Below are 26,144 nucleotides of genomic sequence, written 5' to 3'. Positions count from 1 at the left end.
TGATCGGCATCGCTCAGTCCGGTTGGTGATTTTGGTTGGTTTGGCGATTGATCAGATCGCACAATCCGGGCTGAGTTCCCTTTCAGTGATCTACTATTCCGCGCAGCTATTTAGCGGACCCGCATATTACTTTGGTGGCGGTGGTGCAACTGAGTTCGCTGCAAAAGAAAAATCAACAGGGAAATTCTTCGGTACTTTTCACGGTGGACATGGTGATTTCTTACAGAGATTAAGAACAGAAAATAGTTCTTATAATCTAGATTCTGGATCGGCACCAGTTTTGCTCTTAACACATAGTGCAATATTGCATAGCTCGTCAGTAATAACCATCGGTTCATCATCTTATCGCTATGTTGCAAGTACTATCTTCGGCGATGGTACTCATACAACCAGATTTTCACTTAAATTGAATGCTGGAACACCTATTATTTGTGAACGCATTTATACCCACATGGCAACCAGTTGTAGGAATTTTGACTGGATACATTTACCATTGCTGGTAAATAAAACTGATGACGGTGACGTTGCTCTTGGTCAGACTGGGTTTATTCAACAGTTTAGAAGTGATGATACCGCCACAATTAATTGCTCATTTTCACAGGTTAATATCCAAGATAACTCTCTTGGTGCTTATTTTTCTTTCCAGCCAAATTACAATAAGCAGTATTACGGTACGGCTTTTTCATCAGGTGGACACCCACTTAATGATGGAATGTATACAACATGCAAGGAGTTTTTCTAAAGCTAAGGCGGCATGCAGCCGCCTTGCAATTAATTATTTACTAACCTAGCGTAAGCGTAGTTTCCTGCTTTTATAAACGGTTTTTCAATTATTTTGTATAGTATATGCGATCCAATTAAGCTCACTATTAAAACTACCGAGAATATTATCAACCCTTTTTCTTTTGAAAAAGCCCCACCAATGTAATCAGATAGAATTATTAGAACTACCACATGAAACAGGTAGAGTGAATATGATATATCACCAAGCCAGTGAAAGTTTTTTTGATATCCTATTGGCTTTACCCATTCGTATGAAAGGCAAAGGAAGACTATAGCGGAGGCAATTATCCCAAAATTATCAATTCCGTGGTCGTTGAAATTACCAAAATATAGACACCACAAGCAAATGAAAATAGAAATAGATATTGTTTTATGGTTTATTGCTTTGTGTAATTTAACTCTGTTATCAACAATGTATCTATGCAATTCATAAATAGCCATGCCAACTATAAACTCAATCATTAGCGGTGATGATAGTGTCGATATTATTTGCGCATATGGCCCGCTATAATTTACACCCCCTGCGACATTAACAGTTATGCTGCCATTAAATGAAAGCTGGATAATCATCATAAAAATAATTAATAGCAAAGAACAAATTAAAGTTCTATATTTCCATGAGATCCACATTGACATCATGAAGACACCATAAAACACTACCTCATAAGTAAGCGTCCATGCAACATAGATTACAGAATATCCATACTTTGGAGCCGCATCATTATAATTAAGATGAGAGAAGTATAAAGCCTTGTGAAAATCTTCTGCCTTTATACCTGGCAATAAAAACACCAGTAATATTAAAAGAATAAAATAAACAGGATAAATTCTGAAAATTCTCTTCGTTATAAATGAATACTTAGACATGTTTTTTTGTGTTGATAGTGATATTATAAAGCCGCTTATAACGAAAAAAATATCAACACCTATACTTCCTTTTGAGAATAGAACATTGCCTATATTACTAATTTCATATGTTCCATTTAGAAATTTTCTCAAATGGAAGAAGACAACCATTAGGGCTGCAATACCCCTTAGATATTGTATAGAATTTATCATCAAACAATCCTACAAATTCCGATCAGTTTAAAAAGCACATTCAAAACATGAATAAACATATGTTTTCAATGCTATAAATATAAATAAGTTACATAGTGTAAATGTTGTGAATATAAAACTAAAATAACAATCAAAAATAGGCATTGCTTGCATCTTGGTTACTTCCTGTAATTATGTATTTTATAACTTTTTAAATATATAACACAATACCTGAACACACAAAGCTTTGCATCGGTTTGCAAGGCCTTGTGTTGCTTTCCTATGATACCTTTTCATCAAGCCAGTCTGCCAACCACGGCATCATCTCCCGGCGTGTATCGAGATAAGCTGCGTGGTTGTACATTGATCGTGTCATGCTGAGTTCGCTGACAGCCAGGTGATGTGAGACAAAAATGGGACGCAAAGGCTTTTATATGCCTTTCGACCAATTTCTATCTTTTTCTAAGGTGGGACGTGTGAGCGCAGTATTGATGGGGTATGTTATTGACTTAGAAGGTAGTTCTAGGAACTTCTAAGCCGTAGGTCGTAGGTTCGAATCCTACAGGGCGTACCATTTCAAAGTAAGCCCCAATTCTTAGCTTCTGCGTATCGCTACGAACCTTCCTTCTCCAGCCATATTTCTACTTCATTAAGACTGCGTTGCACTTCCTCTCTGAGTGAAAAGTCCGCAAACGGCTGTTGTTCTAGCGCTGCACACATCTTGCTGGCTGAGCGCATTCCCATGCTGGCACAACTGCTTTTGAGCTGATGCGCCAGGCGCTTTAGCTGCTCGTATTCGCCTTCTGCGCGTGCAGCGTCAATATCATCTAATAAAGGCAGGGTATGTTGCTTAAAGAGTGCTAACCATTCATGTACTTTTTGCACTCCCATGGCCTGGATATCGTCGGCCAATTGCTGAGAGTCCAACCGTGCGCTTTCCCCCCCAGGGATTTGCGAAGTGGCTTCGTTATCGCGCAGATGCAGATAATGGGTAATCAGCCGACTGAGTTCATCCCGGGGGACCGGTTTTTGAATAATGCCGAGAAACAAGGCGCTGGTTCTTTGGCTAAGCGTTTCGTCGATAACGTGCGCGCTAAAGCCAATCAGGTTAAGCCCCGGATACGCGTGGGTTAACTGTTGTGCCAGTGTGATACCGTCGATATCCGGCAGATCGAAATCAACCAGGGCAGCGTCATAACGAGCATCTTTCTGCAATATTTTTAGCGCGTTAGCAGCGCTGTCGGCAGCGGTGACCTGTGCACCATTGAGAGTGAGCATTTCCGTGCTGATGCGCTGCGTGAGGGGATTATCCTCAATAAGTAATAAACGCAAACCTTGTAACGATACCCTGTGTTGGATGGATTTAACCATGGGCATTGAGGCCGCGCGTAATGGTAAACGTAGTCGAAAACAGCTCCCGACACCGGGTGTACTGGTAACGCTCAATTCTCCCCGCATCGCCTGAGCCAGACTTGCGCTGATGGTGAGTCCCAGCCCGGTTCCCCCACGTTTGCCGCTGACTTGTACAAACGGCTGAAAAATATCGCGCTGACGGGAGGGGTCAATCCCACATCCGGTATCTTCAACCTCGATATACCAGTCTTTGTTTTCACGCCGGCTACGCAGGATGATGTGTCCATGATCGGTAAAGCGTAGTGCGTTGTTTAATAAGTTAGTAATAATTTGTCGGATGCGCCGCGGATCGCCGCGTAGGGCAATGGGTACGTCATCGGTAAATTCCGCTACCAACTCGACGGGGCTACCCGCGACGCGGCCATGCATTAGCTGAAGCAAACTTTCCAGCAAGGGTTTGTGTTCAAAAGGTTCATCGCCGATCGCTACATTTTTACCACCTGCTTCGATGGCGGAATAGTCCAGAATATCGTTAAGGATGGTCAGTAGAGACTCGCCCGAGTCGGTGATGGCGCGTAAATTATCCCGATGTTGCGCCAGAGCGGGATTGTCTGAGAGCAATTGCGCGGTGCCAAGGATCCCATACAGCGGAGTGCGTATTTCATGGCTCATGGCGGCAAGAAACGCCGATTTTGCCTGGTTGGCTTTTTCGGCCTCAGCGCGCGCTTGTCGGTGTTCATATACCAAAGAATGAAGCTCTGCGGTGCGAGCTTTAACCTGAGCAGCCAGATGCTCACGATGGCTATTGAGCGTATGAACGCTGGTACGAAAGGCATCCATCAAACGACCAATGGTATCCAGTTCGCGAACACCCGCGGTTTCCGGGAAGGGGGAATCAATATCGCCTTCCAGAAGGCGCTGTAACGCCTGCGTCTGCTGTGCCAGCGGACGGGTGACTGAGCGATAAACCACACGCCAAAGAATGAGAATCAACAGACACAATGAGACGCCGCTCAACAGCAACAACAGGTTTTGCCCGCGCTGGCTGGCTTGTTTGAGATGCGCCAGTCCGGTCTGGTTGCGTTGGCCGATAATGTCCACCAACTGACTGACTTCGCTACTGAAACGGGTGAATTGCTCGATATTGTTCTGCGATAAGATCTGTAACCGGGTGGTGATGTCATTATCCTGACGATACAGAGCCAGCAGATCAACATAACGGCCAATCGTATCGACGGTATTGGCAACCTGAGCGCGTACCACCGGATCCTCAATACGAATTTGTCGGCGGTGAAGCACTCTCACGGCGGCATTGAGCTGGGTTTCCAGCGCCGCCAGGTTATTCTGCGCCTGGTTATTCCCCAGATTCATCACCATTTGCTGCATCCGTAACGCGCTCAGACGCAGTTCGTTCATCTGATTGTAATATTCCAGATCGATATCAATGAGCCTGTCCAGCGCTTGTTCAGCGGCCTGGCCCTGACGGCCCTCAATCAGATCATAAATGCTTGCCTGAGTAGCCCCCGCAGACGTGGCGGCATTATTGGCCTGTCCGCGCGCCATTTCGGCTACGTCTGTGGTGGCCTCAACAATTTGCTGGCTGAGTTGCTGCTGTTGATCGCGTAGCTTCAAACGCTCGCCAACCATCTCCCCCTGATGGCTTAACGACTGGGCGATCTCTTTTTCCTGTTGTTCAATAGCCGAGGTGTCAAAGCCCTGCTCGCGAAGGGTTTTCAGTAATGCAGTTATTTTCAGGCTTTGGGCGGTTAACATCCGTCCCTGAGCCAGCCACATGTTTTCATTATCTGCGGTGGTCAGATTCTGCGCGGCAAACAGTTCCCAGGCGCTGGCTTCGCTGAGCTGGCGCGCCATATCCATGGTCGGGATAAGCGCCTGAGTATTGGCCTGCTCAACCTGGCTGACAAAACGCAGGTTATACCAGCCTACCAGCGTGCTGATGAGGGTCAGTGCCGCCATCAGCGCAAAGCCAATCCACAGTCGTTTGGTCAGAGATAAATTCACTGTCTGGTCGCCACAGATTAAAAAGGTTGAGTCCAAAAGAGGAAAACAACTAGGATAAAGCCTTATCAATGATGAGGCTATCATGCGCGTATTGCTTTTCCTGCTGATCACACTTTTTCCCGGTCTGGGTCACGCGACCGAGTCCGTATTGCTGCGCTGGCAGGGTACGCGACAGACTGTCCCGCAATCGCAACTGACCGTGACGGCAAACAAGGCATGGAAACTGTGCGCGCTGTATCCCAGTCTGAAGGATTCCTATTGGCTTTCAGTCAATTACGGCATGCTTGAGGCCGCAAGAAAATATGGGGTAAGCCTGAAGGTGTTTGAAGCGGGAGGGTATCGACAGTTTAGCACGCAAAAATCGCAAATCGCCCAGTGTCAGCAATGGGGCGCGGATGCCATTTTGTTAGGCAGTAGCACGACGACTTTTCCGGATTTGCAGGCGCAGGTGGGCACGCTGCCGGTTATTGAGGTGGTGAATGCGATACATGACGCGACGGTCAAAGCCCGGGTTGGTGTGCCGTGGTTCCAGATGGGGTATCAGCCAGGTCGCTATCTGGTTAAATGGAGCGGTAGCAGACCACTAAAAGTTTTATTATTGCCAGGCCCTGACGACGCGGGCGGCAGCCGCGAAATGGTGGATGGATTCCGCCAGGCGATTGCTGGTAGTCAGGTACAGATTGTGGATATGGCGTTGGGTGATAATGATATTGAAATACAGCGTAACCTGCTGCAGGAGATGCTTGAGCGTCACCCGGATGCCGATGTGGTTGCCGGTACGGCAATTGCGGCAGAAGCGGCGATGGGGGAGAGGCGTAATCAGGGAACGCCATTGACCGTGGTCTCTTTTTATTTGTCGCATCAGGTGTATCGCGGGCTTAAACGCGAAAGAATTATTATGGCTACCAGCGATCAAATGGTCTGGCAAGGCGAACTGGCGATTCAGCAGGCTATCAGGGTGTTACAAGGACAGTCGGTGCCGGAAAATATCAGTCCGCCGATCCTCGTGCTTACGTCGAAAAATGCCGACAGCCGGCATGTTCAGCGCTCACTGTCTCCCGGCGGATTTCGACCTGTTTATCTGTATCAGTACACATCGGCTGCTAAAAAATAGCCTTCTCCATGCTGTGTCACCAGCAAATCGGCCCGCAGCTTGTGGCGCAAACGGCGGATCAGAACGTCCACGGTGCGTAAGTCAGGATTATCTACCCGTCGTGCGGAAAGCATGCGTAATAAGCGTTCCCGACTGAGAATCTCCCCCGGATTAGTGACAAAGGCGACCAGCATTTCATATTCGGCGCGGGTGAGTTTGATGGCTTCATCGCCAAGCTCCAGGGTATGGCGGGAGACATTCAGACAATATCCGGCAAACTGATAGCAGTTGTCTTTGGTCTCCGGCTGCGTCTGGCGGGCAAGATCGATCCGCCAGAGCAAATTTTTCACCCGAACCACCAGTTCACGTAGCTCCAGCGGTTTGGTGACATAATCATCAGCGCCCATTTCCAGGCCCACAATACGATCAATTTGGTCGCTGCGACCCGTCACCAGAATGATGCCCACCGTTGAGCGTTCGCGCAGGGCGCGCGTCAGCATTAAGCCATTTTCGTCCGGAAGATTGATGTCTAACAGAATCAAATCGACAGGGTGTAGCGACATGATTTCACGCAGGCCGGCTCCGCTGGCGGTGACTGAGACGTAATAACCTTCCTGTTCGAAGTAAGCCTGTAACCGCGCCTGGGTGACCGGATCATCTTCAACAATGACTATGTGATGCGACATCCTGGTTGCTGTCTCTTTCTGTTCATATCTGTTCACATTGTGCCGTAAGCCATTCATCCTGACCAGTGTTGCTGTTCACATTTGATAAATAAGATCCTCTGTAACTAAACCATATAATTACAGGGGCTATTATGCGGAAACTATGGAGGGCGCTGCTCAGACCGAGCGCACGTTGGTCAGTGTTGGCGCTGGTCGTTATCGGGATTGTGGTCGGCATCGCGCTGATCGTCTTACCGCACGTTGGCATTAAATTAACCAGTTCAACCGAGTTTTGCGTGAGTTGTCACAGCATGCAGCCGGTTTATGAAGAATATAAACAGTCGGTGCATTTTCAGAATGCCTCCGGGGTGCGCGCGGAGTGTCACGATTGCCACATTCCATCAGATATCCCTGGTATGGTGAAACGTAAGCTGGAGGCCAGCAACGATATCTACCAGACCTTTGTTGCCCACTCTATTGATACGCCTGAGAAATTCGAAGCCAAACGCGCCGAGCTGGCGGAGCGCGAATGGGCGCGAATGAAAGAGAACAACTCCGCAACCTGTCGTTCCTGTCATAACTATGACGCGATGGATCACGCTAAACAGCATCCTGAAGCCGCACGCCAGATGAAAATTGCGGCGAAGGATAACCAGTCCTGTATTGACTGCCATAAAGGCATTGCGCACCAACTTCCCGACATGAGTAGCGGTTTCCGCAAGCAGTTTGATGCGCTTCGCGCCAGTGCGAATGATGATGGCGATACGCTCTACTCCCTTGACATCAAACCTCTGTATGCCGCGAAAGGTGATAAAGAACCCGCAGGATCACTGCTGCCCGCCTCTGAAGTCAAAGTGTTAAAGCGTGACGGCGACTGGCTGCAAATCGAAATTGTGGGCTGGACCGAAAGTAACGGACGTCAGCGCGTGTTGGCGCAACTGCCGGGTAAGCGCATTTTTGTGGCTTCTATTCGCGGTGATATCCAGCAGCACGTGAAAACGCTGGAGCAAACCACCGTCGCGGAAACGAATACGCCGTGGAGTAAGTTGCAAGCTACCGCCTGGATGCACAAGGGCGATATGGTTAACGACATCAAGCCGATTTGGGCCTATGCCGACTCACTCTATAACGGAACCTGTAACCAGTGCCACGGCGCCCCAGAGAAAGAACACTTTGACGCCAACGGCTGGATTGGCACGTTGAACGGCATGATTGGGTTTACCAGTCTGGATAAACGCGAAGAACGTACCTTGCTGAAATATCTGCAGATGAATGCCTCTGACACCACGGACAAGCCACATAGCGCTACGGGAGAAAGCAATGAAAAATAACGATCTCTTTCAGGCATCTCGCCGACGTTTTCTGCTGCAATTGGGCGGTTTGACCGTAGCCGGTATGGTAGGACCCTCTCTACTCACACCGCGTAGCGCCAGTGCCGCCGAGGTACAGGGAACAGGTGTTAGAGAAGGAATTTTGACCGGTTCTCACTGGGGAGCAATCCGTGCCACCGTGGTTGATGGACGTTTTATCGAGGCGAAGCCGTTTGAGCGTGATAAGTACCCGTCCAAAATGATCGCCGGACTGCCGGATCATGTGCACGGTAGCGCGCGTATCCGTTATCCGATGGTGCGCGTTGACTGGTTACGTAAACGACACCAGAGCGATACCACACAGCGCGGCGATAACCGCTTTGTGCGCGTTTCCTGGGATGAAGCGCTGGACTTCTTCTATCAGGAGCTGGAGCGCATTCAGAAGAACTATGGTCCAAGTGCGCTGCTCACGGCCAGCGGCTGGCAATCAACCGGCATGTTCCATAATGCTTCCGGCATGCTGGCGCGCGCCATTGCGCTGCACGGCAACAGCGTGGGCACCGGGGGAGACTATTCCACCGGCGCCGCTCAGGTGATCCTGCCGCGGGTGGTGGGTTCAATGGAGGTGTATGAGCAACAAACCTCCTGGCCATTGGTGTTGAAGAACAGCAAAACCATTGTGCTGTGGGGCTCCGATCTGATCAAAAACCAGCAGGCGAACTGGTGGTGTCCGGATCATGATGTCTATGAATACTACGAGCAGTTGAAGGAAAAAGTGGCGCGTGGCGAGATCTCTGTCATCAGTATTGACCCGGTCATCACCTCGACTCATGACTATCTGGGTCGTGATAAGGTTAAACACATTGCCGTAAATCCGCAGGCTGATGTGCCGCTACAGTTGGCGTTGGCGCACACGCTCTATACCGAGAAGCTCTATGACCCGCATTTTCTCGATAACTACTGCGTAGGGTTTGAACAGTTTCTGCCTTATTTGCTGGGAGAAAGTGACGGACAGCCTAAAGATGCCTTGTGGGCGGAAAAAATATGTGGGATCGATGCCGACACGATTCGTGAACTGGCACGGCAGATGGCGGGTGGTAGAACGCAAATTATTGCCGGCTGGTGCGTCCAGCGCATGCAGCATGGGGAGCAATGGGCGTGGATGATTGTGGTGCTGGCTTCAATGCTCGGACAAATCGGTTTACCCGGCGGGGGCTTTGGTTTTGGCTGGCACTATAACGGCGCGGGTACGCCAGGCCGTAAGGGTGTAATTCTGAGTGGTTTTTCTGGCTCCACTACCGTTCCTCCGATACATGACAGCACCGATTATAAGGGCTATAGCAGTACCATCCCTATTGCACGTTTTATTGATGCGATACTGGAGCCGGGCAAGCAAATTAACTGGAACGGTAAAACGGTGAAACTGCCGCCGTTGAAGATGTGCGTTTTCGCCGGGACCAATCCGTTCCATCGTCACCAGCAGATCAACCGCATTATTGAGGGCTGGCGGAAGCTGGAAACCGTTATCGCTATTGATAATCAGTGGACCTCGACCTGTCGCTTCGCCGACATTGTATTGCCCGCGACGACGCAATTTGAACGTAACGATCTCGACCAGTATGGCAACCACTCCAACCGCGGCATTATCGCCATGAAACAGCTGGTACAGCCGCAATTTGAAGCGCGGAATGATTTCGATATTTTCCGCGATCTTTGCCGCCGCTTTAATCGTGAAGAGGCCTTCACCGAAGGGTTGGATGAGATGGGGTGGTTGAAGCGGATCTGGCAGGAAGGAAGCCTGCAGGGGAAAGGGCGCGGCGTTCATCTCCCGGCATTTGACGTCTTCTGGAATCAGCAGGAGTACGTTGAGTTCGAGCATCCGCAGATGTTTGTTCGACATCAGGCATTCCGCGAAGATCCCGATCTTGAGCCGCTGGGGACACCAAGCGGTTTGATCGAAATTTTCTCGAAAACTATTGCCGATATGCAGTATGACGACTGCCAGGGGCATCCGATGTGGTTTGAGAAAATCGAACGATCACACGGCGGGCCGGGGTCGCAGCGTTGGCCGCTGCATCTGCAATCCGTCCACCCGGACTTCCGTCTGCATTCGCAGCTTTGTGAATCTGAAGCGCTACGTAAGCATTATGCGGTAAGTGGCAAAGAACCGGTGTTTATCAACCCGCAAGATGCCAGTGCAAGAGGAATTCGCAATGGTGATATCGTCCGTGTATTTAATGCGCGTGGACAAGTGCTCGCCGGGGCAGTTGTCTCCGATCTCTACTCGCCTGGCGTCGTGCGTATTCATGAAGGTGCCTGGTACGACCCGGAGAACGGCGGAGAAATCGGGGCACTGTGCAAATACGGCAACCCGAACGTGTTAACGATAGATATCGGCACGTCTCAATTGGCACAAGCCACCAGTGCCCATACTGCGCTGGTGGAAATCGAGAAATATACTGGCAAGCTGGCGAATGTGACGGCGTTCAGCGGCCCGATAAAAATGGTGGCGCAGTGCGAATATGTTCCGGCAGAGCAGGTGAAGTCATGATGAAAGACTCTTCCCTGACACCCGAGCAGGTGGCCTGCGTTTACGCCTGGCTGGCGCAGTTATTTTCCCGTGAACGAGATGACGAAAGCCTGGAGCAGTTGCAGTCCAGCGAAATGGCGGAGTGGTTTGCATTGCTAAAAAGTGAGCCATCGCTTGAGGCGGAAGTACTTCTGCTGGAGGAAAAAATTGCGGCGCTTAAGATGCGTGAAGACGTCACTCTGGAACTGGCAGCTGATTTTTGCAGCCTGTTTCTGATGTCGGATGAACATGCGGCATTACCCTATGCGTCGGCTCATCTTGAAGAGGGACCGAACTACGGCGTCATTAAACAACTGTTATCTGATGCGGGCATGCAGGTCAGCGATACGTTTAGCGAATCAGCCGATCACCTGGCGATTTTCGTCGAACTGCTGAGCCATCTGCATTTTTCACTGGCTGAAGCTGGCTTGCGTCATCGGCAAATTGACGCGCTGCGCAGAGAAACGCTGGCGGGGTTGTTACGCTGGTTACCGGAATTCACCGCTAAATGCTGTCGTTATGATGATTTCGGGTTTTATGGCGCACTGAGCCAGCTGTTGCTGGCATTGGTCAGGCTGGATAATCAGCACTGAGTGCTGATCTGCGTCGGAATAAAAACGGGCGAAAATTTACGCCCGTTTTTATTGTGTTAGCCAGTGTCAACGTACAACCAGCACCGGACATTTTGCATGGCGCACTACGGCAGAAGCCGTTGAACCCAGCAGGTAGGTGCTAAAACCGGGCTTATGCGAGGCGATGACGATAAGTTCGGCGTCAACCGCTTCCGCCAGTTTGAGGATCTGATCCTTCGGCGGGCCGTAAACGACGTGGATTTGACTCCTGCCAGCAGGAATGTTGAATTGCTTAACAATCTCTTCGAGTTTTTCGCTGGCCTTGGCCTGCAGACCACTGCGGTCCGGGAATTCGCTAGAGTAGGCCAGTCCCAGCGAGGCATAGAACGGAACGGTAGGAATAACGGCCAGAAAATGGACCTTGGCGGTTTTGGCATGCGCCTGAACCTGCGGCACAACATGGCGGGTTAAATCGGCTTCAGAGATATCAATGGGCACCAGAATTGAGCGATACATATTCACTACCTCCTGTTTGTTTACCTCTATCCTGAGTGTATCCAAGGTTGTCTCTGTATAATAAGTGACCAGATCAAGGTTACGTGCATAATTGTCGTTAATGATAAACGGGGAACGTAAGTTCCCGTTTTCTAATGCAGATGTGGGGCACGTTTTACCGCCTTTAGTTCGCCAGCACGATGACATCCCCCGTTGCCGGGGCTTTTGTTCCCGGTAGCCACATCCGTCCCCACGAACTGGTACAATGACAGCCGAGCAGTTTTTCCGGTTGCTGCTGCTTAATAAATTGCCGCGTCCGCCACAGCTTAGCGGGGGAGGCGGCGCGTAAATGGAACCCACCGATGAGGGCGTGAATTTTGCCAATGCCGGTGATGTTCTGGCAATGGCGGACGATATTTTCTATTCCCCGGTGCCCGCAGCCGGTAATGATCACCAGCCCGCGGTCAGATTTATAGATCAATACGCCTTCATCGCTGATGTAATCCGGCTGAGGCGTTTTCTCGCGAATAATACCGTAGGCTTGCGGTGTGGGTACGCTAATTTCCCCGGACCACAAAAAACGATCGCTTATCGCCAACGGTTCGCGGGTGTATTCCATATTCAGACGAGAGTAGTCGTTATCGCGGGAGAGTTTTTTAATTTGTCGCGGCTTTCCCGCAAGCGTTATCGACGCGTAACGCTCGCAGGCTATTTGAGGATGGCAAATAATACGGCTGTTATCGGCAAGCCAGGGGACGCCGCCACAATGATCGTAATGACCATGTGACAGCACCACGGCGGTTAATTGCGTCAGGTCGATCCCCATTTGCGCAGCGTTTAGTATGAAGCTGTCATCCGGCCCGGTATCAAACAGTATGGTGGTGGTTTCATCCTGAATTAACAGACTTAATCCAGGCTTTGCCCGTAATGATTTATCTGCACCAGCAGCGCGCCGGTTTTCAAGCAATACCGTGAGGGTTAAAGCCATGCCTGACTCCAGTCTTAAAACGGCATACTGTATCGCACTGCTTTTGAGAGCGCTGTGATCGCAGCGCCCTTTGGCGTTATCCGTTATTGTGCAGAGTTTGCCTGCGCACGGTGTTTTTCCGCCTGTTGCTCATGGGCATAGGAATGAGCATTATTTGTCGACTGATGTACTACCATCGCTTTTTCATGTTCATTCATTTGTGAAAATGATTGTGCATGGGATGACGTTTCTGCCGCATTAACGCCCGCTGAGATAAAAAACGCGATAGCTAAAAAAGAGGACATCTTATTCATCATATTTCTCCTGTGTGGGTTTACGGAAGAAATTATAATTAGCGCACGCTGTCAGCGACGTGACAGGAATATGACGGTTAAGTCAGAGAACAGGAATGACTTAACCGTCGTCACTAAAGATTAAATTGCATGCCGGGGCAGCGTCAGAATAAAGCGGGTGGCATGTGAATCAGATGTCACCGCAACTTTTCCCTGATGGGCAATGACTATCGATTTCACGATCGCAAGGCCAATACCGCTGCCTTCTCCCTTACGTTGCCGGGAAGGATCTACCCGATAGAAGCGGTCAAACAGTCGCGGAAGATGTTGCGGAGGAATTGGCGGGCCGGGGTTCTCAACGACTATCTGCACCTGTTCATCGGTCTCTTTCACCCGCACGGTCACTGACTCGCCTTTTGGCGTGTAGCGCATGGCGTTTGAAAGCAGATTACTCATTGCCCGGCGTAACATTAACGGATCGCCCGATACCCAGCATTCGCGCCCCTCAAAGCGTAAACCAACCTCACGCTCTTCTGCCCAGGCTTCGAAAAAGTCGAACACTTTACTGACCTCATCAGCCAGATTGAGCGCGGTCTTTTCCGGGATCAGTTGATTGTTGTCCGCTTGCGCCAGAAACAGCATGTCACTCACCATCTTCGACATCCGGCCAAATTCTTCGAGATTGGAATACAGCACGTCCTCCAGCTCTTTTTGGCTACGGGTCTGGCTCAGCGCAATTTCTGTTTGCGTGACCAGGTTGGTAATTGGGGTGCGGATCTCATGGGCAATATCCGCTGAGAAATTCGACTGACGTTTAAAAACATCCTCGATGCGTTCGATCATGTGATTAAACGAACTTACCAGCTGTTCCAGTTCAATAGGCACGGCTTGCGGGTCGAGGCGTACGTCGAGATCTTTCGAGGTGATATTTTGGATGCGGCGACTGACATTACGGATAGGCTCATGGCCTTTATAAACGGCGAACAGCACGATAAAAACAATCATCATACTAATCAGCGATGCTGTCATAATCAGTTTGTTTTTCAGGTCATTAATATAGTGCAGATGAAAATCGATCGATAACGCCAGGTACAGCGTATATGCCGGTTTTCCATTGGCAAGCTGTCCGACAGGCAAACGAATCATGCGCCAGTTTGATGATGTCATCTGCCCGTGCGTATGTTTGGGCGTTTGCAGCATGGGACCAGATATAATAAAGACATCGCGGGCATGGGCATTTTTATCCGGCCTTGCACTGGCAATAAATTGCCGGAGATCCGGGGTGCCAGGTGAATGAAAAATAGCCTTCTGATTGCTATCTTCCAGAGAAATAATGACGTTCGAGTAACCCGCCACGACGTTTTTTAGCGTTTCCAGTCGGCGTGATTCAGGTTCGTTCGGTTGATTAAGAATACGCTCCAGCGTGGTGCTGATCTCTTGTAAATCATTGATGTCCTGCTCGGCGAAATGCACTTTTACTGAGTGGATCATTATCCATGCGAAGGCGAAAAATGAAGCGATAGTCGCCAGACTGATAAAAAAGGTCAGTCGCGTCGCCAGGGAAAAAGGGCGTTGCCATCGTTTACTGGCCATCAGGAACCTCAAGCATATATCCCACACCGCGCACGGTCTGAATCAGTTTCGGCTCAAAGTCATTATCGATTTTGGCGCGCAGACGCTTAACGGCGACGTCGATGGCGTTGGTATCGCTGTCAAAATTCATATCCCAGACCTGAGAGGCAATCAGCGAGCGGGGTAAAACTTCTCCCTGGTGGCGCAGGAAAAACTCAAGCAGCGTAAACTCTTTGCTGGTCAGGGTGATGCGCGCCCCGCAGCGGGTGACTTTTCTACTCACCAGATCAACCATTAAATCTGCGACCTGAAACTGGCTTTCAACAATCACCGCCGCGCCCCGGCGTAATAGCGTTCTGACCCGCGCCAACAGTTCGGCAAAGGCAAACGGTTTGACCAGATAATCGTCAGCGCCTAATTCCAGACCTTTAACCCGATGTTCAATAGTACCCAGCGCGGTGAGGAGAAGAATGGGCATGCCTTTGTTGGCGCTACGCAGCATGCGTACGATATCCCAGCCGTTTACATCCGGCAGCATGATGTCGAGTATGAGCAGATCGTAATCGCCGGTCATCGCCAGGTGGTACCCGTTCAGGCCGTTGTCCGCCAAATCCACGACAAAACCTGCTTCCGTCAGGCCTTTTGTCAGATATTCACCGGTTTTTTTCTCATCTTCGACTATCAAAATCTTCATCGCATTCTCCTTCTCGCACTGCTTGTGCGGACTTTCAATTCTAGGGAAGCGGGATCGGATAGCAATCGGTTATTGGGAAAATGACAGTTTTGTCATTTTCCTGTCACCGGTTAAACAGAGTCACTTCGTTAAAGTACAACCCTATAAATTCCTACATATTTTAGGGTCATCAGTCCGGTCAGGACGAGAAGAACTATGAGCAAATTTAAGCTTCTTACCCTCAGCGCGATATTCGTTCTCGCCGGTTGTTCATTAGCGCCGGACTATCAGCGCCCGGCTTTACCGGTGCCACAGCAATTCTCCTTAAGCCAGAATGCGCTGGTGTCAGCCTCTGGGAATTATCAGGACACCGGTTGGCGAACCTTCTTCGTTGACGACCAGGTGAAGGCGCTGATTGGTGAGGCGCTGGTCAATAACCGCGATTTGCGTATGGCAGTGCTGAAGGTTCAGGAGGCGCGAGCGCAATATGGCGTCACGGACGCTGACCGCTATCCGCAAATTACGGCAGGCTCCAGCGGTACCTACAGCGGTAAATTAAAAGGCGACAGCAGCACCGATCGCGAATTCGAGGCCGGGCTGAATCTCAGTTTCGATTTGGATTTTTTTGGTCGGCTGAAAAATATGAGTGAAGCCGATCGACAGAATTTCTTTGCCAGCGAAGAGGCGCGTCGGGCGGTACATATCTCATTAATCTCTAACGTGTCGCAAAGTTATTTCAATCAGCGTCTGGCTTATGCACAACTGCAAATTGCCGAAGAAACGCTGCAAAACTATCAGCGTTCCTACGCCTTTGTTGAAAAACAACTGGTCACCGGTAGCACTAACGTACTGGCGCTGGAACAGGCGCGGGGCGTGATTGAAAGTACGCGCAGCGAAATCGCGAAGCGTAAAGGTGAACTGGCGCAGGCGAATAACGCGCTGCAACTGTTGCTGGGTACCTACGGAAAATTACCCGAGGATCGGGCGCTCAGTCGCGGAGATATTAAACCGGTTACGCTGCCGCCATCACTCTCGTCGCAGATACTGTTGCAGCGCCCGGATATTATGGAAGCTGAGCACGGATTAATGGCGGCGAATGCCAATATCGGCGCCGCGCGGGCGGCATTTTTCCCGTCGATTACCCTGACCAGCTCTGTGTCCAGTAGCAGCAGCGATCTCTCCAGCTTATTTAATGCTGCCAGCGGCATGTGGAATTTTGTCCCCAAAATAGATATTCCCATTTTTAACGCCGGACGTAATCAGTCCAATCTCGATCTGGCTGAAATTCGCCAACAGCAGTCGGTGGTGAATTACGAACAAAAGATTCAGGGCGCATTTAAAGAGGTGGCGGATGCGCTGGCGTTGCGCCAAAGCATTGCCGAGCAAATTAGCGGCCAGCAGCGCTACCTGGCGTCATTGCAAATCACGCTACAACGCGCCAGAGCGCTTTATCAGAATGGCGCGGTTAGCTATATCGAAGTTCTGGATGCTGAACGTTCTTTATTTGCCACGCAGCAATCGCTGCTCGATCTTAATTACTCCCAGCAGGTTAATGAAATTAAGCTGTTTGCTGCCTTAGGCGGCGGTTGGGTGGAGTAATCCTTAATATTAACTTTTCAGGAGCATCAATTATGAATACTACCGCCAAAGCCGTGCTGTTAAGCCTTTTCTCTGTGGTCATATTTAACGCTCAGGCCAATGAGCATCAACATAGCGAGATGATGAATATGCAGCCGGCGGCTCAGCAGGAACAACGCATTAGCGCTACCGGGGTGATTGAAGCTGTTGATATGGAGAGTAAAAAAGTCACGATTAAACATGATCATATTCCGGCGGTGAACTGGCCGGCCATGACGATGCGTTTTACGCTGGTGGCCGATACCAGGGCTGACGATATTAAGCCGGGTGATAAGGTCGCGTTTACGTTTGTTCAGCAGGGAAATATCTCTGTTTTACGCGATATTCACATCAATAAATAACGTTCTCGCTGGTCTCTTTAATTCTTGCCCGGGTTCTTGCGAGCGCGGGTGAGATTATCGCGCAATGGAAATCATTATGGCGTCTTTAAATATTAAAAATACCGCGCTTATTCTCGCTGGCATGATTGCAGGCGGAATTATTTCTGTCGGTGTTTATACTTATTATTCATCCGCAAAAGTATCGACCGAAACCGGACAGGCTTCGCCAAAAGAAGCCAGAAAAGTTCTGTTCTGGTATGACCCCATGTATCCGAATACGCGTTTTGACAAGCCGGGCAAATCGCCGTTCATGGATATGGATTTAATCCCGAAATATGCCGATGAAGAGACCGCAAGCGCGTCAGCACCTGGTGTGCGCATCGATCCCACTCAGACCCAGAATCTGGGGCTAAAAACGGAACCCGTGCGTCGGGGGCCACTGCACTATGCGCAAACTTTCCCGGCTAACGTGAGCTATAACGAATACCAGTTTGTTATTGTCCAGGCACGCTCCGCTGGCTTTATCGAGAAGGTTTACCCGCTTACCGTGGGTGACAAAATCAAGAAGGGTTCTCCGCTCATTGACCTGACGATTCCTGACTGGGTTGAGGCACAGAGCGAATATTTGCTGCTGCGCGAGACCGGCGGCAGCGCGACGCAGGTGGAAGGGATTCTGGAGCGATTACGCCTTGCCGGTATGCCGGAAGCGGATATCCAGCGTTTAAAGTCGACGCGTAAAATTCAGACCCGCTTTACCCTGAAAGCCCCCATTGATGGGGTGATCACCGCATTCGATTTGCGTACCGGCATGAACATTTCTAAAGACAATGTGGTCGCGAAAATTCAGGGAATGGATCCGGTATGGGTCAGCGCGTCGGTCCCGGAATCTATTGCCTGGCTGATTAAAGACGCCTCGCAATTTCGCATCACGGTTCCTGCCTGGCCGGATAAGCCATTCACCATCAGTAAGTGGAGTATTTTGCCAAGCGTTGATGCCACCACGCGTACCCTCCAGCTGCGTTTGCAGGTTGATAACCCCGACGAAGCGCTCAAGCCTGGAATGAATGCTTACCTGCAATTGAAAACGCAAAGCGAGCCGATGCTGCTGATCCCGTCTAAAGCGTTAATTGATACGGGTACCGAACAGCGGGTGATTACCGTTGATCAGGAAGGTCGATTTGTGCCGAAGCAGGTGGCTGTTTTCCATGAATCTCAGGGGCAGACGGCTATTCGCTCAGGCCTGACTGAAGGTGAAAAAGTGGTGTCCAGCGGTCTGTTCCTGATTGACTCCGAGGCGAATATTTCTGGTGCCCTTGACCGTATGCGCGCCCAGAACAGTGGTGCGCAAGACGCAGGCGCGATGCCGGCCCAGGCGACCCATTCACATTGAGGATATGATAAATGATTGAATGGATTATCCGCCGTTCAGTGGCAAACCGTTTCCTGGTGATGATGGGGGCGCTGTTTCTCAGCATCTGGGGAACCTGGACCATCATTAACACGCCGGTTGATGCGCTGCCCGATCTCTCTGATGTCCAGGTGATAGTCAAAACCAGCTACCCCGGACAGGCCCCGCAAATCGTTGAGAATCAGGTCACTTATCCGCTGACCACCACCATGCTGTCGGTACCCGGCGCGAAAACGGTGCGCGGCTTCTCGCAGTTTGGCGATTCCTACGTGTACGTCATTTTTGAGGATGGTACCGATCCTTACTGGGCGCGCTCGCGCGTACTGGAATATCTCAACCAGGTGCAGGGAAAATTACCGGCAGGTGTTAGTGCTGAAATGGGGCCGGACGCCACGGGCGTCGGCTGGATCTTTGAATATGCGCTGGTGGATCGCAGCGGAAAACATGACCTCGCGGAATTACGTTCTCTTCAGGACTGGTTCTTAAAATATGAGTTAAAAACGATTCCTAACGTGGCGGAAGTGGCCTCGGTGGGCGGCGTGGTTAAACAGTACCAGGTAGTTATCGACCCGATGAAGCTGACGCAATATGGCATCAGCCTGGCGGAGGTGAAATCTGCGCTGGATACGTCAAATCAGGAAGCGGGCGGCTCGTCGGTGGAGATGGCCGAAGCCGAATATATGGTTCGTGCCAGTGGCTATCTGCAAACGCTTGATGATTTTAATAACATCGTCCTGAAAACCGGGGCCGATGGTGTACCGGTTTATCTGCGCGATGTGGCACGCGTCCAGATTGGGCCGGAAATGCGCCGTGGGATCGCCGAACTCAATGGCGAAGGCGAAGTCGCGGGTGGCGTGGTTATTCTGCGATCCGGTAAAAATGCGCGTGAGGTGATCTCCGCCGTTAAAGCCAAACTCGATACGCTGAAAAGCAGCCTGCCGGAAGGCGTTGAGGTAGTTACAACATACGATCGCAGTCAGCTTATCGACCGCGCCATTGATAACCTGAGCTACAAGCTACTGGAGGAGTTTATCGTCGTTGCGCTGGTGTGCGCGCTGTTCCTGTGGCATCTGCGTTCGGCATTGGTGGCGATTATTTCCCTGCCGTTGGGGCTGTGTATCGCGTTTATCGTGATGCATTTCCAGGGGCTGAACGCCAATATTATGTCGCTCGGGGGAATTGCTATTGCCGTCGGGGCGATGGTTGATGCGGCAATCGTGATGATTGAGAACGCCCATAAGCGACTGGAAGAGTGGGGGCATCAGCATCCGGGTGAAACGCTGGATAACGCCACGCGCTGGAAGGTCATTACCGACGCCTCGGTGGAAGTCGGTCCGGCATTGTTCATCAGCCTGCTGATTATCACGTTGTCATTTATTCCTATTTTCACCCTTGAAGGGCAGGAAGGGCGGCTGTTTGGTCCGCTGGCGTTCACCAAAACCTATGCCATGGCGGGCGCGGCGTTTCTGGCCATTGTGGTTATTCCGATCCTGATGGGGTTCTGGATCCGCGGGAAAATACCGGCGGAAAGCAGCAATCCGCTTAACCGCTTCCTGATCCGTATTTACCATCCACTATTGCTGAAGGTGCTGCACTGGCCCAAAACCACAATCCTGGTCGCGGTGCTGTCAATACTGACGGTTATCTACCCGCTGAATAAAGTCGGTGGTGAATTCCTGCCGCAGATTAATGAAGGCGATTTGCTGTATATGCCTTCGACACTGCCGGGGATTTCGGCGGCGCAGGCGGCGGACATGCTGCAAAAAACCGATAAGCTGATCATGACCGTTCCTGAAGTGGCGCGCGTATTTGGTAAAACCGGCAAGGCGGAAACCGCAACAGATTCCGCGCCGCTGGAAATGGTTGAAACGACGATCCAACTGAAGCCGCAGGATCAGTGGCGTCCGGGTATGACGATGGACAAAATCATCGCCGAGCTGGACAAAACCGTGCGCTTGCCGGGGCTGGCGAATCTGTGGGTACCACCTATTCGTAACCGCATCGACATGCTCTCTACCGGGATAAAAAGCCCTATTGGGATTAAAGTGTCAGGTAACGTTCTGGCTGATATCGACACCACGGCGGAACAAATTGAAGAGGTGGCCAGAACCGTGCCGGGCGTCGCCTCTGCGTTAGCTGAGCGTCTGGTAGGGGGACGCTATCTCAACGTGGATATTAATCGTGAGAAAGCGGCCCGTTATGGCATGACCGTTGGCGATGTACAGCTGTTTGTGACCTCCGCTGTGGGAGGCGCGATGGTGGGCGAAACGGTAGAAGGGATCGCGCGTTATCCTATCAACCTTCGCTATGCGCAGAGCTATCGCGATAGCCCGCAAGCGCTGCGTAATTTGCCCATTCTGACCCCCATGAAACAGCAAATCACCCTGGCTGATGTGGCGGATGTCACGGTCGTTTCTGGGCCGTCAATGTTAAAAACCGAAGATGCGCGACCCACCAGTTGGATTTACATCGATGCCCGCGATCGTGACATGGTTTCGGTGGTGAACGATCTGCAAAAAGCGATCGCGGAAAAGGTACAGTTAAAGCCGGGGACCAGCGTGGCGTTCTCCGGTCAGTTCGAACTGCTTGAACGCGCCAGCCATAAGCTCAAATTGATGGTGCCGATGACGCTGATGATTATCTTCGTCCTGCTTTATCTGGCTTTCCGTCGCTTTGGCGAAGCGCTGCTGATTATCACCAGCGTTCCCTTTGCGCTGGTAGGAGGCATCTGGTTCCTCTACTGGATGGGGTTCCATATGTCGGTTGCGACCGGAACCGGGTTTATTGCGCTGGCTGGCGTGGCCGCGGAGTTTGGCGTGGTGATGCTGATGTATCTACGCCACGCCATAGAAGCAGAGCCTGCGCTGGAAAATCCGCAAACCTTTACGGCAGATAAACTGGATGAAGCGTTATATCACGGCGCTGTACTGCGCGTGCGCCCGAAAGCGATGACCGTGGCGGTGATTATCGCCGGGCTGTTGCCCATCTTGTGGGGGACAGGAGCCGGGTCAGAAGTGATGAGCCGCATCGCCGCACCGATGATTGGCGGGATGATTACTGCGCCGCTGTTGTCGCTATTCATTATTCCGGCAGCCTATAAGCTGATGTGGCTGCACAGACATCGCAAGCAAAAGTAACCTTATCAATCATACGCCTGTCTTCGGTTTGTACCCCGAAGCAGGCGTAGCTCTATGCTTCCAGCGCTTTCACGCGTTTGCGGTACTCGCCCGGCGTACAGCCGAATTCGCGTAGAAAGACTTTATAAAACGATGACTCGCTGGCGTAGCCCACCGATTCAGCTACCACAATCAATGGTTGAGATCCGCGTGACAACATCTGAGCGGCGATTTGCAGGCGCAAAGTGGTTAACACCGCCAGCGGTGTGGCGTTTGAGACTTCACGGAATAATTGCGCAAAGCTGGCCCGCGACATGTGTACGCGTTTCGCCAGCTCTTCGACGGTCCACGCAAAGGACGGTGATTCGAGCATCAGAAACACCACGGCTCCGAGTTTGGGGTGCAGCAGTAAATTCAACACGTTTTGTGCGGGCGATGCTCTGGTTAACCACTCACGAACGGCTAAGGCGAACAGCGTGGCGCATTGTTGGCTGCATACAGCGCTGGAACCCGGCAGCCCACTAATGGATTCCTGTTGCAATAGCGCAATCACGGCCTTGAGCCAATGGCTGACGGGACTCTTTTCTTCAGGCGCCAGAATCAGTGCTTCCGGCAGCGCGGTTAAAAAATAGCGTGAGGTGGCGTGCAGTCGCAGGCTACCGCAAACGATATGCGTTTGTTCATCCCCTGACTGGCAAAGTCGATGGGCGGAGTTCTGCGGCAGGATAACGAGAGTCCCTGGTCGCAGGGTGAAAGATGTCCCGTCAGGCATGTCAAGTTGGGCTGCTCCCTGAGTGACTGTATGCCAGCGGATAACGGATAGCTCGCCCGCCGCATGCGGCAGTTGCCAGTTTCTGCTCAACAAACAGTTTTGATCGATCGAGCCTTGCGGGTCGTTAAGCATGAGTAATCGACTAAGGGCATCCATGAAGACTCCTGGGCAGTTTTAATCACTATTGGTTTGGCGGAATTATCTCGTCAAGTTTAAATTAAAGTAATACCTTCAAGGTGTTAATTTATTATGCTTATGTGTTTCATGAAAAGAGGTTAAAAGTGATTTAGACGATTTAACAGTAATAAGCGCGTTCTGGATACATTTCCCTTGTCTGGTTACCCCTATACTTCAGTTCAACAAATGAACAGTGACCAGGCGGAGAGAGCATGAATCAGTATCAGGCGATTATTATTGGATTTGGCAAAGCGGGTAAAACGCTGGCAGCTACCCTGGCAAAAACGGGCTGGCGGGTGGCGATTGTTGAACAGTCGAACACCATGTATGGCGGGACATGCATCAACATCGGCTGTATTCCAACCAAAACCCTGGTACATGACGCTGAACTTCAACATGATTTTGCTGCGGCGATGCAGCGCAAGGCTGCCGTTGTCAGTTTCCTGCGCGATAAAAACTTCCATAATCTGGCCGACCTGGAAAATGTCGATGTGATCGACGGTCGTGCTGAGTTTGTCGATAACCATACTGTGCGAGTCGTGCAGTCAACAGGCGCGATTGAGCTAAGCGGCGAGAAGATCTTTATTAATACCGGCGCGCAGTCAACGGTTCCAGACGTGGAAGGGTTAACCACCACACCGGGGGTGTTTGGCAGCACCGGGCTGTTGAATTTGACGCAACGGCCTGAACGTCTGGGAATTTTGGGTGGCGGTTACATTGGTGTGGAGTTCGCATCAATGTTTGCTAACTTCGGCAGCAAAGTTACCCTTTATGAAGCCGCTCCGCTGTTTTTAGCCCGTGAAGATCGGGATATTGCCGAAACTATCGCCAGGATTTTACGCGACAAAGGCGTTGAGATTATCCTTAACGCCAACGTACAGGCGGTTTCGTCCGGGGACGGCGCGGTACAGGTGAAAATGCCTGAGGGCGCTCAGACTGTGGATGCGCTGCTGGTGGCATCGGGCCGCAAACCGGCGACCGAAAACCTGCAGTTGCAGAAAGCGGGTGTGGATGTAAACGACCGCGGTGCCATTATTGTGAATAAATATTTGCGTACATCGGCAGATAATATTTGGGCAATGGGCGATGTTACCGGCGGGTTGCAGTTCACTTATATTTCACTGGATGATTTCCGTATTGTGCGTGACAACCTGTTAGGCGAGGGGAGACGTCACACCGGCGATCGTCAAAATATACCGTATTCCGTCTTTATGACGCCGCCGCTTTCCCGCGTGGGGATGACCGAAGAACAGGCTCGCGCCAGCGGTGCTTCTGTGCAGGTAGTCACGCTGCCGGTGGCGGCGATTCCGCGTGCGCGAGTGATGGATGACACACGCGGCGTACTTAAAGCGGTGGTGGATAGTGAAACGAAACAGATATTAGGTGTTTCGCTATTATGTGTGGATTCACATGAGATGATTAATATCATCAAGACGGTTATGGATGCAGGATTACCCTATACAACCTTACGCGATCAAATATTTACCCATCCGAGTATGAGTGAATCATTAAACGATCTCTTTTCTCTCGTTAAATAATAAAAGCGTAGTCTGCATGTTTGCCCCACCCGTGTGGGGCTTTTTTTGTCTTTTTAACGGCTGGATACTCATTGACAGTTATTCTGGCGTCCTGGATGAAATAAAATAAATTGGCATGTTTTATTATAGTGCCACTGAAATCACTGTTTAATGGAAATAGGAATGAACATGTTTAAAACTACGTTACTAATGACCGCGTTACTGACTGCACCGGTGACATTTTCCGCATTGGCGCAAACCGAAGTTGTCCATGTTAGCGTGTCTGCCATATCTGGTGCGCCTTCCGAAATAGAGGATGCTATTGCGAAACTGGCGCAGGAAAATAATGCAACGTCCTGGAAAATCACCTCAATGCGCATTGATGGCAGCACTCACGCAACGGCAATTTTATACAAGTGAGGAGAGCCTGCATGGAAAAGTATCTGCGTTTACTCAGTAAGGGCGATAAAATTGGATTGACCTTAATTCGCCTGAGCATTGCAATTGTTTTTATCTGGATTGGGTTATTAAAATTTGTACCTTACGAAGCTGACAGTATTACGCCATTTGTTGCTAATAGCCCGGTAATGTCATTTTTTTATGAACATCCAGAAGAGTATAAGCAGCATTTAACCCACGAAGGTGAGTTTAAGCCACAGGAGCGTGAATGGCAGGCGGCGAATAATACCTATACATTCTCCAATGGTCTGGGCGTAGTCGAAGTTCTTATCGCTTTATTGGTGCTGGCAAATCCTGTTAGCCGTTGGTTGGGATTAATTGGCGGCATACTGGCATTTGCCACGCCGATTGTTACCTTATCCTTTTTGATTACCACACCAGAGGCATGGGTAATGCCGTTGGGCGATTTACATCATGGTTTTCCGTACTTGTCCGGGGCCGGGCGTCTGGTATTGAAAGACACGCTAATGCTGGCGGGAGCAGTGATGATCATCGCAGACTCATCTCGATCAATAATTAAGCAGCGGTATTGAATTTTTAACGTTGTACCCTCTGTAAGATAGCAAGCCACTCTAGTTCTATTCGGTATTTGCCGGGCCAGCAGGATGCTGGCTTTTTTCTGACTTAAGGGAAATTTATTTAATATATAAAATGTTATTATTCACTTTATAACAATCACGCGTCAGGCTGTATTGGCAGTTAATGATATGAAGATGTAAGCATCATACGCACTGACGACAAAAGCGCGACAACCTGCGCATTGCCCAACCATCCCAACACCTTCATTTTTCTTTGTTTTTTTCTGTGCAATTCTTGCTATTTGTTATCTCAAAACCGCATCTTAAATAAAATTATTATTCATTTTTGTTATAGTTAATCCATAAGTTCGCGTAGTTTTAAGCGCGGCTTAAGCTAGAATTATCCTGATTAAATGTTTTTACGTATCAATAATTGGCTAAAGATAGTTAAAAACTTAATTTTTAACCAACTGTCTGACATGGAATCCACTATGGTAATTAAGCACCAGGGCGGATGCTGATCTCGCGTTTTTGGGTAACCAAAAGCGGGACATATCTTAAATATGGAAATAAGGGTTTTAGAATGAGCTTTGGATTAGCAAAGGACAACAAGTTTGAAATCATCGCTATCCTTCGTGAAGAGCTGCACAAGAAAACGAAACTGGAAGTCTTATGCGAAAACAGTAGCGTTATCACACAGCTAAATAGCTGCGCGGAATAGTAGATCACTGAAAGGGAACTCAGCCCGGATTGTGCGATCTGATCAATCGCCAAACCAACCAAAATCACCAACCGGACTGAGCGATGCCGATCA

At 50.1% G+C, this 26,144-nt stretch carries 20 protein-coding genes and 2 pseudogenes; 13 read left to right on the top strand and 9 right to left on the bottom strand.

Annotation, left to right across the window (positions count from 1 at the left end; all coding sequences use genetic code 11):
• Positions 1-742: pseudogene (locus tag FHD02_RS22880) on the top strand (hypothetical protein); the annotation flags it as partial.
• Positions 743-771: 29 nt separating this feature from the next.
• On the opposite strand, the gene FHD02_RS22875 reads toward FHD02_RS22880, so the two are convergent.
• Together FHD02_RS22875 and torS are read right to left on the bottom strand one after the other, a co-directional pair.
• Positions 772-1,842: an acyltransferase gene (locus tag FHD02_RS22875; protein ID WP_220394345.1), complete on the bottom strand. Its 1,071-nt coding sequence runs from the start codon at positions 1,840-1,842 to the stop codon at positions 772-774.
• 591 nt (positions 1,843-2,433) lie between these two features.
• Positions 2,434-5,196 (bottom strand): TMAO reductase system sensor histidine kinase/response regulator TorS, encoded by a 2,763-nt coding sequence (torS, locus tag FHD02_RS22870; RefSeq protein ID WP_220394344.1) that lies wholly within the window; start codon positions 5,194-5,196, stop codon positions 2,434-2,436.
• Positions 5,197-5,278: 82 nt separating this feature from the next.
• Here torS and torT point away from each other — a divergent pair, with 82 nt between their 5' ends.
• Positions 5,279-6,310 carry a TMAO reductase system periplasmic protein TorT gene (gene torT / locus FHD02_RS22865; RefSeq protein WP_220394343.1) on the top strand — a complete coding sequence of 344 codons (1,032 nt, stop codon included), beginning with the start codon at positions 5,279-5,281 and terminating at the stop codon, positions 6,308-6,310.
• Here the strand turns inward: torT and torR are convergent.
• Positions 6,283-6,975, bottom strand: coding sequence for a two-component system response regulator TorR (gene torR / locus FHD02_RS22860; protein ID WP_137360445.1), 693 nt, complete (start codon positions 6,973-6,975; stop codon positions 6,283-6,285). The two genes, torT and torR, sit on opposite strands and share 28 nt — an antisense overlap.
• Before the next feature lie 131 nt (positions 6,976-7,106).
• Here torR and torC point away from each other — a divergent pair, with 131 nt between their 5' ends.
• Genes torC through torD form a run of 3 tightly spaced genes read left to right on the top strand, consistent with a single transcriptional unit; the run spans position 7,107 to position 11,426 of the window.
• On the top strand, positions 7,107-8,285 hold the full coding sequence (torC, locus tag FHD02_RS22855) for a pentaheme c-type cytochrome TorC (protein WP_042309930.1): 1,179 nt from the start codon (positions 7,107-7,109) through the stop codon (positions 8,283-8,285).
• Complete coding sequence (gene torA, locus FHD02_RS22850; RefSeq protein WP_220394342.1) at positions 8,275-10,815, top strand: trimethylamine-N-oxide reductase TorA; 2,541 nt, start codon at positions 8,275-8,277, stop codon at positions 10,813-10,815. The genes torC and torA overlap by 11 nt, the downstream gene beginning before the upstream one ends.
• Positions 10,812-11,426 (top strand): molecular chaperone TorD, encoded by a 615-nt coding sequence (gene torD, locus FHD02_RS22845; protein WP_220394341.1) that lies wholly within the window; start codon positions 10,812-10,814, stop codon positions 11,424-11,426. Before torA ends, torD begins: the two co-directional genes overlap by 4 nt.
• 66 nt (positions 11,427-11,492) lie before the next feature.
• Here torD and uspF read toward each other — a convergent pair whose 3' ends face one another.
• From uspF to cusR, 5 genes are all read right to left on the bottom strand, one after another.
• Complete coding sequence (uspF, locus tag FHD02_RS22840; RefSeq protein WP_038638520.1) at positions 11,493-11,921, bottom strand: universal stress protein UspF; 429 nt, start codon at positions 11,919-11,921, stop codon at positions 11,493-11,495.
• A 163-nt stretch (positions 11,922-12,084) separates the two neighbouring features.
• On the bottom strand, positions 12,085-12,888 hold the full coding sequence (locus FHD02_RS22835; protein ID WP_220394340.1) for an MBL fold metallo-hydrolase: 804 nt from the start codon (positions 12,886-12,888) through the stop codon (positions 12,085-12,087).
• Positions 12,889-12,971: 83 nt separating this feature from the next.
• On the bottom strand, positions 12,972-13,181 hold the full coding sequence (locus FHD02_RS22830; protein WP_110498601.1) for a hypothetical protein: 210 nt from the start codon (positions 13,179-13,181) through the stop codon (positions 12,972-12,974).
• 120 nt (positions 13,182-13,301) lie between these two features.
• On the bottom strand, positions 13,302-14,753 hold the full coding sequence (locus FHD02_RS22825) for a Cu(+)/Ag(+) sensor histidine kinase (RefSeq protein WP_220394339.1): 1,452 nt from the start codon (positions 14,751-14,753) through the stop codon (positions 13,302-13,304).
• A complete protein-coding gene (cusR, locus tag FHD02_RS22820) occupies positions 14,743-15,426 on the bottom strand; it encodes a copper response regulator transcription factor CusR (protein ID WP_220394338.1) in 684 nt (227 codons plus the stop codon). The genes FHD02_RS22825 and cusR overlap by 11 nt, the downstream gene beginning before the upstream one ends.
• A gap of 195 nt (positions 15,427-15,621) precedes the next feature.
• Between cusR and FHD02_RS22815 the strand changes: the two genes are divergently transcribed.
• The 4 genes from FHD02_RS22815 (at position 15,622) to FHD02_RS22800 (ending at position 21,908) form a co-directional block, all read left to right on the top strand.
• Positions 15,622-17,004, top strand: a complete 1,383-nt coding sequence (locus tag FHD02_RS22815) for an efflux transporter outer membrane subunit (protein WP_220394337.1) — start codon at positions 15,622-15,624, stop codon at positions 17,002-17,004.
• Between the two features lie 32 nt (positions 17,005-17,036).
• A complete protein-coding gene (cusF, locus tag FHD02_RS22810; RefSeq protein WP_137370902.1) occupies positions 17,037-17,384 on the top strand; it encodes a cation efflux system protein CusF in 348 nt (115 codons plus the stop codon).
• A gap of 76 nt (positions 17,385-17,460) precedes the next feature.
• Entirely contained in the window at positions 17,461-18,753 is a 1,293-nt protein-coding gene (locus FHD02_RS22805; RefSeq protein ID WP_061381614.1) for an efflux RND transporter periplasmic adaptor subunit, read from the top strand.
• Between the two features lie 11 nt (positions 18,754-18,764).
• Entirely contained in the window at positions 18,765-21,908 is a 3,144-nt protein-coding gene (locus tag FHD02_RS22800; RefSeq protein WP_220394336.1) for a CusA/CzcA family heavy metal efflux RND transporter, read from the top strand.
• A gap of 52 nt (positions 21,909-21,960) precedes the next feature.
• On the opposite strand, the gene rclR is transcribed toward FHD02_RS22800, so the two are convergent.
• Entirely contained in the window at positions 21,961-22,815 is an 855-nt protein-coding gene (rclR, locus tag FHD02_RS22795; protein WP_137360453.1) for a reactive chlorine-specific transcriptional regulator RclR, read from the bottom strand.
• Between the two features lie 233 nt (positions 22,816-23,048).
• On the opposite strand from rclR, the gene rclA reads away from it, so the two are divergent.
• The 4 genes and pseudogenes from rclA to FHD02_RS22775 all read left to right on the top strand — a co-directional run.
• Entirely contained in the window at positions 23,049-24,374 is a 1,326-nt protein-coding gene (rclA, locus tag FHD02_RS22790; RefSeq protein ID WP_137370901.1) for a reactive chlorine resistance oxidoreductase RclA, read from the top strand.
• A gap of 168 nt (positions 24,375-24,542) precedes the next feature.
• Complete coding sequence (gene rclB / locus FHD02_RS22785; RefSeq protein WP_038643060.1) at positions 24,543-24,773, top strand: reactive chlorine resistance periplasmic protein RclB; 231 nt, start codon at positions 24,543-24,545, stop codon at positions 24,771-24,773.
• 11 nt (positions 24,774-24,784) lie between these two features.
• Complete coding sequence (gene rclC / locus FHD02_RS22780; RefSeq protein ID WP_038638553.1) at positions 24,785-25,345, top strand: reactive chlorine resistance membrane protein RclC; 561 nt, start codon at positions 24,785-24,787, stop codon at positions 25,343-25,345.
• Positions 25,346-25,913: 568 nt separating this feature from the next.
• Positions 25,914-26,033 (top strand): annotated as a pseudogene (locus FHD02_RS22775) (pilus assembly protein PilZ); the annotation flags it as partial.
• Positions 26,034-26,144: the final 111 nt, after the last annotated feature.

It is taken from the genome of Citrobacter sp. EC_71, from assembly GCF_019584005.1.
GTDB classification, from domain to species: Bacteria; Pseudomonadota; Gammaproteobacteria; order Enterobacterales; family Enterobacteriaceae; genus Citrobacter; species Citrobacter werkmanii.
This window is presented reverse-complemented; position numbering and strand designations above follow the sequence as displayed.

Excerpts from the sequence above, each read along its gene's own strand:
- torA (WP_220394342.1), top strand. The coding sequence starts at position 8,275 with ATGAAAAATAACGATCTCTTTCAGGCATCTCGCCGACGTTTTCTGCTG.
- rclR (WP_137360453.1), bottom strand. The coding sequence starts at position 22,815 with ATGGATGCCCTTAGTCGATTACTCATGCTTAACGACCCGCAAGGCTCG.
- FHD02_RS22875 (WP_220394345.1), bottom strand. The coding sequence starts at position 1,842 with ATGATAAATTCTATACAATATCTAAGGGGTATTGCAGCCCTAATGGTT.
- rclC (WP_038638553.1), top strand. The coding sequence starts at position 24,785 with ATGGAAAAGTATCTGCGTTTACTCAGTAAGGGCGATAAAATTGGATTG.
- FHD02_RS22835 (WP_220394340.1), bottom strand. The coding sequence starts at position 12,888 with ATGGCTTTAACCCTCACGGTATTGCTTGAAAACCGGCGCGCTGCTGGT.
- torD (WP_220394341.1), top strand. The coding sequence starts at position 10,812 with ATGATGAAAGACTCTTCCCTGACACCCGAGCAGGTGGCCTGCGTTTAC.
- cusR (WP_220394338.1), bottom strand. The coding sequence starts at position 15,426 with ATGAAGATTTTGATAGTCGAAGATGAGAAAAAAACCGGTGAATATCTG.
- FHD02_RS22830 (WP_110498601.1), bottom strand. The coding sequence starts at position 13,181 with ATGAATAAGATGTCCTCTTTTTTAGCTATCGCGTTTTTTATCTCAGCG.
- FHD02_RS22815 (WP_220394337.1), top strand. The coding sequence starts at position 15,622 with ATGAGCAAATTTAAGCTTCTTACCCTCAGCGCGATATTCGTTCTCGCC.
- torC (WP_042309930.1), top strand. The coding sequence starts at position 7,107 with ATGCGGAAACTATGGAGGGCGCTGCTCAGACCGAGCGCACGTTGGTCA.
- FHD02_RS22805 (WP_061381614.1), top strand. The coding sequence starts at position 17,461 with ATGGCGTCTTTAAATATTAAAAATACCGCGCTTATTCTCGCTGGCATG.
- FHD02_RS22825 (WP_220394339.1), bottom strand. The coding sequence starts at position 14,753 with ATGGCCAGTAAACGATGGCAACGCCCTTTTTCCCTGGCGACGCGACTG.
- FHD02_RS22800 (WP_220394336.1), top strand. The coding sequence starts at position 18,765 with ATGATTGAATGGATTATCCGCCGTTCAGTGGCAAACCGTTTCCTGGTG.
- torR (WP_137360445.1), bottom strand. The coding sequence starts at position 6,975 with ATGTCGCATCACATAGTCATTGTTGAAGATGATCCGGTCACCCAGGCG.
- torT (WP_220394343.1), top strand. The coding sequence starts at position 5,279 with ATGCGCGTATTGCTTTTCCTGCTGATCACACTTTTTCCCGGTCTGGGT.
- rclA (WP_137370901.1), top strand. The coding sequence starts at position 23,049 with ATGAATCAGTATCAGGCGATTATTATTGGATTTGGCAAAGCGGGTAAA.
- cusF (WP_137370902.1), top strand. The coding sequence starts at position 17,037 with ATGAATACTACCGCCAAAGCCGTGCTGTTAAGCCTTTTCTCTGTGGTC.
- rclB (WP_038643060.1), top strand. The coding sequence starts at position 24,543 with ATGTTTAAAACTACGTTACTAATGACCGCGTTACTGACTGCACCGGTG.
- uspF (WP_038638520.1), bottom strand. The coding sequence starts at position 11,921 with ATGTATCGCTCAATTCTGGTGCCCATTGATATCTCTGAAGCCGATTTA.